Origin of the sequence: Actinomadura chokoriensis (assembly GCF_039529475.1) — a bacterium.
Lineage (GTDB): Bacteria > Actinomycetota > Actinomycetes > Streptosporangiales > Streptosporangiaceae > Spirillospora > Spirillospora bangladeshensis.
Genome location: NZ_BAAAMW010000008.1, coordinates 21,535 through 35,006, shown reverse-complemented (window position 1 = coordinate 35,006; position 13,472 = coordinate 21,535). Strand labels below are relative to the sequence as shown.

Annotated in this window: 12 protein-coding genes; 11 read left to right on the top strand and 1 reads right to left on the bottom strand. The window is 67.3% G+C overall.

Features of this window, described 5'->3' with window-relative positions; all coding sequences use genetic code 11:
* Window positions 1–285 precede the first annotated feature (285 nt).
* The 10 genes from ABFX46_RS18925 (at window position 286) to ABFX46_RS18880 (ending at window position 10,264) form a co-directional block, all read left to right on the top strand.
* On the top strand, window positions 286–654 hold the full coding sequence (locus ABFX46_RS18925) for a hypothetical protein (RefSeq protein ID WP_346043767.1): 369 nt from the start codon (window positions 286–288) through the stop codon (window positions 652–654).
* Window positions 655–925: 271 nt separating this feature from the next.
* Entirely contained in the window at window positions 926–2,539 is a 1,614-nt protein-coding gene (locus tag ABFX46_RS18920; protein WP_346043765.1) for a relaxase/mobilization nuclease domain-containing protein, read from the top strand.
* Window positions 2,540–2,638: 99 nt separating this feature from the next.
* Window positions 2,639–2,974, top strand: a complete 336-nt coding sequence (locus ABFX46_RS18915; protein ID WP_346043763.1) for a hypothetical protein — start codon at window positions 2,639–2,641, stop codon at window positions 2,972–2,974.
* Window positions 2,971–3,897: a DUF2637 domain-containing protein gene (locus ABFX46_RS18910; protein ID WP_346043761.1), complete on the top strand. Its 927-nt coding sequence runs from the start codon at window positions 2,971–2,973 to the stop codon at window positions 3,895–3,897. The genes ABFX46_RS18915 and ABFX46_RS18910 overlap by 4 nt, the downstream gene beginning before the upstream one ends.
* Window positions 3,894–5,900, top strand: coding sequence for a toprim domain-containing protein (locus ABFX46_RS18905; protein ID WP_346043760.1), 2,007 nt, complete (start codon window positions 3,894–3,896; stop codon window positions 5,898–5,900). Before ABFX46_RS18910 ends, ABFX46_RS18905 begins: the two co-directional genes overlap by 4 nt.
* A 364-nt stretch (window positions 5,901–6,264) precedes the next feature.
* Entirely contained in the window at window positions 6,265–6,783 is a 519-nt protein-coding gene (locus ABFX46_RS18900; RefSeq protein WP_346043759.1) for a hypothetical protein, read from the top strand.
* 17 nt (window positions 6,784–6,800) lie between these two features.
* Window positions 6,801–7,100, top strand: coding sequence for a hypothetical protein (locus tag ABFX46_RS18895; protein WP_346043757.1), 300 nt, complete (start codon window positions 6,801–6,803; stop codon window positions 7,098–7,100).
* Between the two features lie 1,861 nt (window positions 7,101–8,961).
* Complete coding sequence (locus tag ABFX46_RS18890; RefSeq protein ID WP_346043755.1) at window positions 8,962–9,132, top strand: hypothetical protein; 171 nt, start codon at window positions 8,962–8,964, stop codon at window positions 9,130–9,132.
* A 154-nt stretch (window positions 9,133–9,286) separates the two neighbouring features.
* Entirely contained in the window at window positions 9,287–9,562 is a 276-nt protein-coding gene (locus ABFX46_RS18885) for a hypothetical protein (protein ID WP_346043754.1), read from the top strand.
* 156 nt (window positions 9,563–9,718) lie between these two features.
* Window positions 9,719–10,264, top strand: coding sequence for a GNAT family N-acetyltransferase (locus ABFX46_RS18880; protein ID WP_346043752.1), 546 nt, complete (start codon window positions 9,719–9,721; stop codon window positions 10,262–10,264).
* Here the strand turns inward: ABFX46_RS18880 and ABFX46_RS18875 are convergent.
* Window positions 10,216–11,526 carry a helix-turn-helix domain-containing protein gene (locus tag ABFX46_RS18875; RefSeq protein ID WP_346043750.1) on the bottom strand — a complete coding sequence of 437 codons (1,311 nt, stop codon included), beginning with the start codon at window positions 11,524–11,526 and terminating at the stop codon, window positions 10,216–10,218. The genes ABFX46_RS18880 and ABFX46_RS18875 overlap by 49 nt on opposite strands.
* A gap of 555 nt (window positions 11,527–12,081) precedes the next feature.
* Here ABFX46_RS18875 and ABFX46_RS18870 point away from each other — a divergent pair.
* Complete coding sequence (locus ABFX46_RS18870; protein ID WP_346043748.1) at window positions 12,082–13,323, top strand: IS256 family transposase; 1,242 nt, start codon at window positions 12,082–12,084, stop codon at window positions 13,321–13,323.
* Window positions 13,324–13,472: the final 149 nt, after the last annotated feature.

The following is a 13,472-nucleotide window of genomic DNA, read 5'->3' as shown; positions in this document are numbered from 1 at the left end:
GGCGCTGCGGACTGCGCCGGCGTATCTGTCCACAGGGCGGCTGCCGTCCGCCGGGCTCCGCCGACGCGGGGGCAAGTAATGGCGTAAGTGACACTTACGGGCTTCGGACCGGGCGCGGTCCGAAGAGGTGATGGGCGGAGTTCTTCGAAGCCCTGAAGGGGGTGTCAGGTGTCGCCTGGAGACCGAGAAGGTCCCCGCTTTGCGGCGCGGCGGGAGAACGGTGGTGGGAGGCATCGACAAGGGCAAGGGCGTCGTCGGCGCCGAACGCGTGGACAGCGGCGGGACGTGGGGGTGCGGATCCCCCTGAGTGAGGAGGAGTACGCCGTCGTTCGGGCGGCGGCCGAACGGGTGGGCATGGCGGTCAGTGCTTATGTCGGCGAGGTCACTGTTGCTGTGGCCATGCAGACCGATCCGCCGCAGTGGTCGCCCCTGACAGAGTTGCTGGGTGAGGTGATGCAGGCTGCAGGTCAGGCCCGTCGTGTCGGGATCAATCTCAATCAGGCTGTTGCGGCGTTGCATTCGACGGGCCGGCCCACCTACGCGTTGGAACAGTATGCGCGGATCGCAGCGGACTCGACGCAAAACATTGATGCGGTCGCCGAAGAGATAAGAAGGGCCCTCCGACGCACCCATGCGCCGAAGTATCGACGATGAGGTCGAGGCTGCCGACGACTCGCGCTCGGTTGCACTGGAGCGAAATCGTGGCTCTTGGTGATGCGAGTCGGATGTGGTGCGGCGGGCCTGCGTGATCGCCAAAGTCATGCGAGGTAAACGCGTTCCAGGGCTGATCCGCTACTTGTACGGGCCGGGACGCCGTAACGAGCACCATGATCCGCATATCGTTGCGGGCTTCGATGCCCCGGCAGCGCTTGAACCACCAATAGGAAGGGACGGGAAGCGAGACTTCCGCCGTCTGGACGCTCTGATGCAGCAGCCGCTCGACCTGTTGGGTGAACGCAACCATCCCAAGCCGGTGTGGCATGTGGCCGTCCGGGCGCACCCGGACGACCCGCTCCTCAGCGATCGTCAGTGGCGGGAGATTGCCGGCGAGATTATGGAGCGGACCGGGCTGGCCCCGTCCGGCGATGATGGAGCCGTCCGTTGGCTCGCCGTCCGGCACGCCGACGACCACGTCCACATCGTCGCGACCCTGGCCCGCCAGGACGGGAGACGGCCCAACGTGTGGAATGACGGCTACCGACTCCGTGCCGCCTGCCGCGCGGTCGAGGACCGTTACGGGTTGCGGCGGACGGCCCCGGCGGATCGGACGGCGGCACGGCGACCCAAGCGTGCCGAGACCGAAAAGTCCCAACGCGTCGGTCGGACGGAACCGGCGCGCAGCGTACTGCGGCGGCATGTGGTCACTGCGGCGGCGGGAGCCCGGACGGAAGCCGAATTCTTCGCTGCGCTAGCGGCTGAAGGGGTTCTGGTCCACAAGCGTCACAGTGAACGCTGCGCCGGCGCAGTCACTGGCTACGCCGTCGCACTGCCGGATGACGTAGGGCCGTCCGGACGGCCCGTGTGGTTCGGCGGCGGAAAGCTGGCCAGTGACCTCACGCTGCCCAAGCTCCGTTGCCGATGGGCGTCTGACGGTGGTGATCGTCCGGGGCCTCGTCCGCTGTCTGGACGGCATCTGTCGGCGCGGACGGCGCGCGCCGTGCTGCGGACGGCCGTCCGCCGCGCGGCGGACGAAGCCCGGACGACCGGCGAGTTCCTCGATCTCCTCGAACGACAAGGCCTGCTGGTGCGCCGTCGCTACAGCCGACTCGATCCCGATCAAATCACCGGTTACGCCGTAGCGCTGGCCGAAGGCGAGGAGCCCACCTGGTACAGCGGTGGACGGCTCGCCGATGACCTTACCCTTCAGCGCATCCAGCGACGATGGGAGAGCCCGGTATCGGACGTCGACGGCGGTCCTGCCTCTTCGCTCTACGACCTTACGCCTGAAGAGCGGCAGGCGTTCTACGACGACGCGGCTCGCGCGGCGGCCTATGCCACGTCCCAGATCCGGCGGCATCTGGCCACCAACCCCTACGAGGCCGAGGACGCCTGCTGGGCCGCATCCGACACTTTGCACGTGGCGGCCAGAGCTACCGGCAATTCCCATCTTCGTCGTGCCGCGGACACCTACGACCGGGCGGCCCGCTCACCTTACGGCCGCATCCCTCGTCCCAGCTCAGCTGGCAACGCCTTGCGTACCGCGGCGCGGTTGCTGACTCTCACCGGGACCCATGACCGCACCACCGTTTCCATTCTTGTGTTGGTCACCCGGTTGATCGCCCTTGTGGAGACCATCACCCAGATCCGGTTGCTGCAACAACGCCAGGCACAGGCCGGCGCGGCTCGCCGAGCGAGACAGCACCTCGACCACGCAGCGACCGGCCATCACCTGGAGCCTGACAAGGCCGTTTTGTCCACGCCGGCTCGGCTTGCCATGGCCGGATTCCCCAATCCATGGGCTCCCGTAGCCCCTGTGACACGAGCAAGTTCTGCACCGAGCACGCCGTCGCCGCACGCGGGCAGACGGCGAGGCACGTGATGCTCGCTGTTGTTTTGAAAAACGCAACACGCCGAACCGCATACTTTAGTTGACCAACGTCTGCGTGTGCTGCATCTTCTTGGTCAAAGACTTTAGTTGATGGCCGTCTCGGATCATCGGCTGACATCACCGGGGGACGCGATGCAGAAGCAGGCAACGACCACGCAGGCCGAGTTGGAAGAGCGGCGTGCCAAGCTGCTCCGGCTGCACTATGAGCTGAAGCGACTGGGAGCCTGCGTGCGGGCACGGAAGCCGCGTAACGGACGCTGGCGGTTGAGGATCCGGCACAACGGGTGGTCCGAAACGGTTCTGTGTGCCGGTGCCGACGGCGCTTACGCCTACGTCACCGCCCACGGGCGGCTGCTTGGCACCACTGACGAGGTCCGATACGTCGCGCGACTGCTGGTCTGGATGGTCGAGAGGCGTCTCCGATGACCGCACTCAAGCAACCAGAAGTGACGCCTTCGGCCACCGACGCCAAGAAGGCCGCGCGCGTGCCTCGAGAAGCCCGAGTCGTCAAGTGGGTGGCCGCCGTGGTCGCTCCTCTGATTGCAGCGCTGGCGATCCTAGGAGGTCTCGGGTCGTTCACCACCATCCGGCAGGTGGCCGAGCCGCACTTCGGCAACCTGGCGTGGATCGTTCCGGTCGGCATGGACGTCGGCATCCTGATCCTGCTGGGCTGGGATCTGCTGATGGAGTACCTGGATCTGCCCTGGCCGGTGCTGCGCTGGGTCGCCTGGGTCTACATCTTCGGCACCATTCTGGTGAATGTGTCGGCCGCACACGGCAGCTTGGCCGGCAGCGTGATGCACGCGGCGATGCCCGTCCTGTTCATCACGGTGGTCGAAGGTGTCCGGCACTTGATCCGTCGATGGGTCGGGCTCACCTCCGCTGGCCGGATCGAACGGATCCCGACGACCCGATGGCTCTTCGCGCCGGTCTCCAGCCTGCTGCTGTGGCGGCGCATGGTCCTCTGGCACATCACCGAATACCGGGAAGGCCTCGATCTGGAGCACCGCCACCTGATGGCCGTCGCCCAACTCCAGCAGGACTACGGCCGATGGTCGTGGCGATGGCGCGCCCCGCTGGCCGACCGGCTCGCCCTCAACCGAATGCCCGTCCAGCAGCCGCCACATCCGGCCGCGGACTCCGCCCCTTCCGAGGAGGCGCATCGAGACGACCAACTGATGGACATCGCCCGGCAACTCCACCGTGAAGTGGAACGGGAAGGCGTGCAGTTCAGCCGGGATCGGCTCGGTCGGCGCCTGCGCGAACGGGGCTTCACGATCGCCAACTACCGGCTCACGCAGATGATTGCCGCAGTCCGTGAAGAGTCGGCCAGGCGGGAGGCGTCATGACGACCTCATCCGAGAACGAGCAACTCGCCGAGGCGGAAGACCAGCGGCGTCGGCTCGCCGTCCTCCAAGGAATCGCCGATCACACTGTCGCATGCCTCGCCGATGGACGTCTGGCATGGGAGACCTGGCTGGAGCACGCCAGTCGACATGGAAGGTACGGGTTCACCAACACGCTGCTGATTCCTGCCCAGCGTCCCTCGGCGACCGACGTCCGCTCCTACGACGCATGGCAGAAGCAGGGACGGCAGGTCCGCCGCGGCGAGACCGGCATCCGCATCATCTCCACGCGCGGAAAACCGCGCACGGTCTTCGACATCGAGCAGACCGACGGCCAGGCGATCGAGCGGAAGGCGCACACATCGGCTGAGGGTCTGCGGCGGCTCTCCCAGGTGGCTGCCGACCTGGACTTCTACGTCGACCGGGGACAAGGCTGGACCTATCTCGGGCGCCCGGACCGCCGCATCCAGGTCGCCCCAGAACTGGACGAGACGGCAGCGGCGTCGCTGCTCGCTCACCAGCTCGCCCACGCATTGCGCTCCGGCGGTTACCTCGACGCGAGCGGCGCGCAATACGTCTCCTGCCACGGCGTGCGACGCGTCCTTGCCGACTCGGTCGCCTACATTGTTCTGGCCGACCAGGGGTTGCCGATCGCGCACCTGTCGTTCCCAACGGCCCGGCACTGGGCCGGGACAGACGTTCGCACTGACTCACTCGGCGTAGTTCGCGCGGTGGGAGAGCAAATCGTCCGCACCAGCACACGGCTTCGGCGTCAGCTAGAAGGCCTCGCCGCAGCGGCCGACCTGGCCCCACGTCCGGCCACCGCGCCAGCCGCATCAGCCCAACGAGCCGCCGGTTCACAGGTGGTGCGGAAGGAGGGCGCAGTCCGACAGACCCGGCGCCCGACGGACGACCTCCTGCCCCAACTCCGAGCGGCACTGGTCGACGCGCACAACTTCTACCAAGGACAACTCAGCGGCAGCTGGGGAGCCCGCTACCTCGCTGGCCGCGGCTTCAGCTCGGCGGTGCAGCGGCGATGGGAGATCGGGCTCGCCCCGCGGTCCCGCAATGCCCTGCTGCAGCACCTGCGCACCTTGGGACACGCCGACGAGACACTGATTCATGCCGGCCTGGCGAAGCAGAAAGACGGGGGAGAACCCTTCGATCTCCTCAGGGACCGCGTTCTGCTTCCCCTCCGCGACCTGGACGGGCAGATCGTCGGCTTCATCGGCCGCCGTCGCGAGGCGGCCCAAGGCCCGAAGTACCTCAACACTCCCGAGACGGAGCTCTTCCGCAAGAGCGAGGTTCTGTTCGGCCTGCACGAAACACGCGCGCAGCTCGCAGGCACGGCCCGCCCGCTCCTGGTCGAAGGCCCGCTCGATGCAATCGCCGTCAACATGACCATGCCGCAGACCTATGCCGCGGTCGCTCCCTGCGGCACAGCGATCACCTCTGCTCAGGTCAACGCGATCGCCGCTCACACAAGTCTGAACGCATCTGGACTCGTCATCGCGCTCGACGGCGACCGCGCTGGACGAGCCGGAGCGGTCCGAGCCTGGCCTACGCTCCATCGCCTCACTACCCGCCTCGAAGCAGCCGTCCTACCCCAAGGCCAAGACCCGGCTGAGCTGCTGACCCCCGCGAGACAGTCAGCTGTTCGCGAGGCATTACTTTCCGTGATCCCCCTCGCTGACCTGGTGATAGATGAGAGAATGCAGAGGTCCGGAGGACAACTCGAGTTCATCGAGACCCGGCTGGCCGCTGCTCGTGCCGCCGCCGCTCTGATCGCCGAGCTGCCACCCGACCAGATCGCCCGGCAAGTCACCCGCGTTGCGGGCACGACCGGCATGCCCGTCACCGAAATCACCAGCCTCGTCACTTCGGCGATCAGCCCGGACACGGACGCCTCATTACCGAAGATTCCCAGCCATGCCGAGCAGGCACCCGGCGCCCAACATCGATCCCGCACCACCCCAACCAAGCCCACCCACCGGAGGACCGCATGACCCAGAACCATCCGGACCCGATCGCCGAGGGGCTCCACCACGGCGGGCAGCGGCTCGTGCAGCTCGTATCCGCTGCCGCCGCCGGGCAGCAACTCCTTGCACAGCGCAAGTACCGGTTAAAGGCCGCTCAGCAGGCCAGGGATCGCAAGGCAGAACAGGCAGAAGCCGAAGCTCGCCGGGCAGCCTTGGCCGAAGCCCGCTCCCGCTGGGGCGCGCCCACGACCGAGAGTGGCTCCGCCAGGCCAACCTGCTGGACGTCGCCGAAGTGTGGGGAGCGGCCGTCCCGTACGCCGATGGCGATGTCTCCGCCGGCCTCGCCGTCCGCCGATGCGAAGAGCAGCTGCGCCGCCTGCACCCACACGGGATGGCTCACTACGATCGGCTGCGCAGCGAAGGCAAGGAGCCGTTCAATGCCATGGCGGAAGCGGCCCCGTTCTTCACTCGCGACCCGCACATCAGGACCGGAGACCCGGCGCCCTCACGCGGGCAACTCCCTGAAGGTACCGGCACCGAATGGGCCGCACGCGTCCATGGCCCGGACCGCGACGAGTGGGAAGAAGCACGCCAGATCCAGCGCGCCGGCCAACTCGCCGACGAGCTACGGACCAAGCTTCGCCATCAGGGACACGAGCCCCAGCCTGCGGAACTGCGCAGTGTTCTGGAAATCGCCACGAACCTGCCGGAACACATCATCGCCAAGGCCGTTCCAGAGACTCCCGCTTTACACCCTGACCGGGGCACGGACATAGCCGGGGCGGCAGAGGACTTCCCCTTCTCCGTCGACGAGGCACTCGAAATGACCGAAAAGCAGCCCTTCGAAACCCCGTCCGGGCGCCGAACGCCGCCCCAGGCCCCCGACCGAAACCGACGACGAAACCTCTGACCGAACGGAGGGACACGATGATGACCGCAGTCCTCAATAGCCTCTACTTCTGGCTCGCGATGATCGGGCTTCTCGCATTTCTGGCGGTCCTGCCGACTCTCATCGCACTGGCTCGCGGTGTCGACGACATAGCCATCGTCATCCTCTTCAACGTGATTTGCTGCACCACCGCCTTCGGCTGGCCCATCGCGCTCATCCTCGCAATCAGATGGCCCCGCCGCGATCCGCACAGGCCATGGCGCCTGGAACGCCACCCGCCCATACTCCCAGCGGACCAGTACTGGAGCCGCCCCAGCCGGCGAGGCCCATATGCGTGAAAGGGCGGTTGTCGGCGGGACGGCCGGTGCGAAGCGTGAGACGGCCAGCCCCTCGCATCGCCGCCGGGAACGAGGACCAACGCGGCTGATGCGATGGGTCCCAGTCGTCGTCAACTCCGCCCTTCTCGTCGGTGCCGTCGTCCTACCCCATATCTCCGCGCAGAAGAGCACAGGCCTCATCACCGTCCGCAGCACCGCGACTTGCCCTTCCATAGGACCGGTCGCCAGCCGATACGTGAACAGGAAGAAGGCCTGCAGCCGTGCCCGCAATGAGGTCTTGGAGAGCCTCCGCACCGGCCGTGACCCGGACTGGGGCGACGTCATCCGCGACTCCACAGCGAAGCCGTCCGAGCATCTTCGTCGCCACAAGCCCACGAAGCACTACCGCCAACAGGCCGGGCGGGACCAGACGAGTAGGTCCTCATCGGACGCGACGCTCGCAACCCCACGGACCCGCCCAACAAGCAACACCGAAACGCAGCCATCACCGACAGGGCCGTCGGCTACCGCGCCAACGCCGTTGAAGGAACCTCAGCACGCGCCTACGCGGACCAGGAGGTTGCGCATCACACCGTGGCCGAACACCTCGGCCGCAGCAATCGCGCTGCTGGCCCTGCTTGCGGTTGCCGCCTCCATGGGCAAACGTCGGCAGACCATCCTCCTGGTGACGAGATCCGTGCTCAGCAACCTGAAAAGAGGTCTTCGCACCAAGACTCGAGCAACGCCTCCAACCACGACCGACCACGTGGCGACCAGGCGAACCTGCATCACCTCCATCCTCTCGAAGGGAACTTCGCTGACCGGCCCAGGCGCTGAAGGCGCCGCCCGCCACCTAGCCATGGAGATTCTGATCCGCAGGAAAGCCGTCCCTGCCGATCTCGTGCTCAACCGTCCTGATGCCTGGCGGTTGTTCGGCATGGACCTCGGCACCCTCCAGGAGGACCGAATCCCTGGCCTAGTCCTCACAGATGACCATGAGCGAACGCGTGCCTTCTTGTCCCGTCAGAGCTCGTCTCGGTGGCTCCTGCTCGCCTACACCAGCGAAGGCGAAGACCTCCCCGGCGGACGCAGCCAAATCCCTGTGATAGCCATATCGACTCACACCGAGGGACCCGCGAGGATTTCCCCCGACGGCGTGGTCACAAGCGCCACCGACCCTTCCCCGCCCCCTCGTCTGCCACTGCTGGCGAGAGACGACGCCTTCAACCTGCTCATGTCCATGCCGACATGCGCTCGACCTTGTGAGAGGGCAGACGGCGTGGGCGAGCGGGCGCCCCATGGCAGGTAACGCCATGCGGGATTCTCAGTTTGGTTGCGAGCTGGCCGGCCGGCGGCTTGCGCGAGATGCCGCCGCACCAACCTCTCGTTCCGTCCTGGCGGCGCCGCGGAACTGGGGCAATTCGTCAGGGACGGGCGGCAGGGGCTGCTGGCTCGGGCCGGGGCGCCAGCACAGTAGGTTGATCAGCCTGGGTCGACCAGCTCCAGGCCGTTCAGCGGGAGCGCGCCGACACCCTGGACCCAATCTTCATCTGTCACGACCAACCCCAGCCACCAGGACCTTGGACACGGCAGGCGCATCAGAGATCGAGTTTGCTTCGGCTTGCCAGCTCGGCCGGGGTGATGGCGTGGCAGTTCCGAACGGCAACAACGGGCCTTCAGAGAGGGCTACCAGGCCACCCCGATCCTCGTGCCCATTCCAGAGCCGCCACAGGTCCCCACCGTTGAAAACCGCGACCATCGACAAGAGCCGACCGTCACCGACCTGGGCGCGGCCTCTTGTGGTGCTGCAAGCCGCGCGGCTCGACTTGGACCGGCTGGAAGCCGACTGGTTGCCGCCGTACGGAAGGCCGGTCTGGACCGGGTGCAGATCGCAGCAGTGCTGGGACTGCCCGATGCCGCCGCAGCCCAGGAGCGCTTCCAGAAGCTGTGGCCGCGGCTGGACGCACCGGTCGATGAAGTCCAGCCTCCCGAACCCGGCAACGGCAGGCCCGGCAACGACGGGGCGCCCGGATCAGACGGCCCAACCGGCTGACGGCACCTCCAGCCGCCGACCGGGCCGGTCTCGGCCGAGGCCGCCGGCCATTGCGGGGGAGGACAGCATGGGCAGACTAGAATATATGTTCGATACTCTGATGGTTTGCCGTGCGAGTTCCGCCTGTTGTCACCTTCCGGGCCATCGGTGTCCTGTGTATCTGCTCGTCTGGGAGCGGCAGCATCCCGACCGCACGTGGTGGGCTCGTCTTCTCTGGCTTGAGGTCCGTCGGGACGGTCACGTGGGACGCCACGCGCGCGTTGCGGCCGGTGAGGTCGCTCCCATCACCGGGCAGGACTACAGCAAGGTCCCGCGCGAGCGGCTGGAGTTGCGGCACCATCCGCCGAGCGATCCCACCGATCCGCGCGACCCGGACGACCCGGGCCATCAGCCGCAATCGCGGACGGGAACGGTATTGGCGAGCGGCTGAGCAGGGACGTCATCGGCGGCCGGAGCCCGATTTCTAACGAGGGTGCCCGGCTTCAAGTGCTTCAAGCTCGACGTCATGGCTAGGAGACTGCCGCTACGAACACTCAACCGCACCATCCTGGAACGAATCGGGAGCTCCTAGGGAACACTCGGGGATGTGGACATCGAGCACCTTGACGGTGACGGCGCGCGGGCCCGGTTCAGCGAGATCGAGGCGGTGTACGCCGAAGCGTTCCCGGGCTACGACCTGGGCGATTATCGGGCCCGCATGGCCGGCCTGCTCGCTCGATCCGGTTTTGACGTGGTAACCGCCCGCCGTGACGGCGTGCTGGCCGGTTTTGCCTACGGGACGCCGCTGCCTATCGGGTCGCACTGGTGGGACGGGCTGAAGCCGTCCGCGTCTGAGGCGTTCACCGCCGAGACTGGCGAACGGACGTTCGCCGTGATCGATCTTGCGGTGCGGCCTTCCCATCGCGGTAGCGGCCTCGGACGCCGCCTCCTGGACGACTTGCTCACAGCACGGCCGGAAGAGCGAGCCACTCTCGCCACAGCACCGCATGAGCACGAGGTTCAGGCGATGTATCGGCGGTGGGGTTGGCGGCATGTCGGTCGCACGCCCGGTGGCGAGGGCGAGACCGAGCCGTGGTTCGATCTCTACGTGATGGCACTGCGCGCCGCACCGGAAGACAACAGCTCCCGATAGCCGACGACGACCGGGAGATCACGATCGCGCGCCGGGACGGCCTCGGCGACCTGGCGGGCGAGGCTCGTCACCATCACCGTCCGGTGCTCATCGGGCTGGGTCTCGTAGACCGTGTGGGCGTGCTGCACCCCCACGGCGGTGTCCCCGGCGCGCACGTGCCCGGCCGCGCGCAGCAGGTCGAGCTGGACGTGCACACGCGGATCATCGCCTGGAAGGACCTGCGCGGCGCGGGCCGCGGCGCGATCGAGTCTGTCGCGTTCGCCGGCGTGTGCATGGACCCACGCCTCGGTGTAGCGCAGACGGTCCTCGGCCCACCCGGCGACGGACCGCACCTCATCGGTCACCGAAGCCGGGAGGCGGCCGAAGATCTCCTCGCACACCCTCAATTCCGCCGTTGCCTCTTCATGGGCGCCCTCCAAGGCGAGCAACTGCCCGCGAACCGTGCGCACATGGAGCAGCCCTCGGCATGCCGTGCCCGAGGCGACCGCCTGGTCCGCCTTGCGCAGCAGGATCACTGGGGGCCGCTTCTCGTACAGGCCGTGCACTATCTGCTCGCCGCGGATCCACAGGCCAAGATCCACATCGCGCGAGGCGTCCGCGGCGTGTTGCGCGGTGACCCACCAGTCGCGGGCGATCCGTGGTTGCCCCATGTTGCACAGCGTCTTGGCCATGAGTGCGGCCAGTCCGCCGGTGACCCTGTACCACGAGGGCAGTGACCGGTCGCCGGTGCGGCGGCCGGTGATCCGCTGGACTGTGACCAGGTCGGCGGCGAGGTCGCGCAGCAGCCTGTGAGGGGGAAGGAGCAGGTAGGTGTAGCCGTATTCGGCAACCGTTTCCTCCCATTCGTCCAGATGAGATGACTCGTCCCGGCCGATGGCCCGGTCGACTCCGTCGCGGATGCATTGGACGGCCTCGACCGCGGGGGAGGAGGCGGCACCGAGGGTGGCCAGTGCCTGCAAGAGTCGCCGTCGTTGCATCTCGTCGTCCTCCCCCCACTCGTCGGCGTGCGCCCCAGGATTCACGCTACTGGCCTGAACTGGGACTTCTGGTGTTGTCCGGGCGAGGTCAATGAGTAGTCCGCCCGCGTCGAGGATGGCGTCGAGTCGGGCGGCTAACTGCTCGGATGGGCTCTTGTGTCCGTGGCAAAGCTTGGAAACGTGCCCGGCGTCGCATGGAACCTGTCTTGCGATGGCGCGGACGCCGATCCCGCGGTTGGTCATCAGTCGGCGGAGCGCCTCGCCGAAGGTCTCATTGAAGGTCATCGTTCCCACCGTTTCACCCCGGTGCGGACTATTACGAGCCGTTGGCTGCTCGGCCCGGTCAACGGACAACGCCTTCCACGCTAGTGCCGAACGCGGTCTTGTGGTGAGCGGAAGGCGACGCGGGACTAAGACGGCCTCGGCTGCCGGCGTGCAAACGTCGGCCGCTCTTGGGCTGACCGGAATGGAGTTCGGCTATGAGCACGGTATCGACGCGAGACCGGCGTCGGCGCCTGGCCTTACTCCCAGGGAGCCAGCACCAGTGGTGCGGGATTACACCCGGCCAAGCGTTCGCACATCCCCTCGGAGATGCATGCGGGCAGGTTGACGCCTCGCGTGCGTATATGTCCGCGCCCTCCGTGTCCAGACAACTCCCCGTCAAGGAATCCAACATGCCCACAGCCGAGCCATCGCCCGCGGCCTCAGTCGCGGCCGACAAGGGTTGCGTCCACGGAGGTGGTGTATGAGTTTGACCTGGTCAGAGGGCGTGGCGTCGTGACGTGAGACGGCCATCGCGTGATCCTTCGAATCGACCAAGATCAGAAGGAGAGGAACGCGATGGCCGTGGACAACAGTGTGGACCCTGCGGGCTGGCTGGCCGAGCAGATCGGGGCGTGTGAGCCCGATGTGTTGCGGTCGATGGTCAAGACGATGGCCGAGGCCCTCATGAGCGCGGAGGCCGATGCGGTGTGCGGGGCCGATTACGGGACCCGCTCAGAGGACCGGGTCAACCGCCGCAACGGCTACCGGGTCCGGGACTGGGACACCCGCGCCGGCACCGTCGAGTTGGCGATCCCGAAACTGCGCAGCGGGTCCTACTTTCCCGAGTGGCTGCTGGAGCGGCGCCGCCGGGCCGAGCAGGCCCTGGTCAGCGTGGTCGCCACCTCCTATCTCCTGGGGGTGTCGACACGCAGGGTGGACAAGCTGGTCGAGCAGATGGGCATCAAGGGCATCTCCAAAAGCCAGGTGTCGGAGATGTCCAAGGTGCTGGACGCGCAGGTCGCCGCGTTCCGCAACCGGCCGCTGGAGGGCGGACCGTATGCGTTCGTGTGGGTGGACGCCCTGACGCAGAAGGTCCGCGAGGGCGGCCGGATCGTCAACGTGCACGTGCTGGTGGCCACCGGCGTCAACGCCGACGGGCACCGCGAGATCCTCGGGATCGAGGTCACCTCGGCCGAGGACGGAGCCGGCTGGCTCGCCTTCCTGCGCGGGCTCGTCGCGCGCGGCCTGTCGGGCGTCCAGCTGGTGATCTCCGATGCGCATCGCGGCCTGGTCGAGGCGATCGGGTCGACGCTGCCGGGCGCGGGCTGGCAGCGATGCCGGACGCATTACCTGCGCAACCTGCTGACCAGGGTGCCCAAGTCGGCGCAGCCGTGGGTGGCGACGCTGGTGCGGACCATCTTCGACCAGCCCGCCGCCGAAGAAGTGGCCGCCCAGCACGCACGGGTCGTTGCCTCGCTGGAGGCCAAGCACCCCGACGCGGCCGAGCACCTGGACCAGGCCAGACCCGATCTGCTGGCCTTCACCGGCTTCCCGCGCCAGCTCTGGCGGCAGATCTGGTCCAACAACCCGCAGGAGCGCCTGAACAAGGAGATCCGCAGGCGCACCGACGTGGTCGGGATCTTCCCTCACCGGGCCGCGATCGTCCGCCTGGTCGGCGCGGTGCTGATGGAGCAGACCGACGAGTGGACCGAGGCCCGCCGCTACATGGGCCTGGAATTCCTGGCCAAAGCCCGACTGCGGGTGGTCGAGGGCACCACACCCGATCCCAAGATCGACAATCGAGAACTCACAGCTTAACCTGCAGAAACAGGATCACGCGGAGGCTACTCTTACACCACTCCGCTGGACGTGGCCCCGACAAGGCGGACCTGAAGGCACGCCACCCCGACTGGAGCTTCATTTGCTCCGACCAGGGCCGTTGGTGGGCGCAGCGCTTCCCGGTGCCT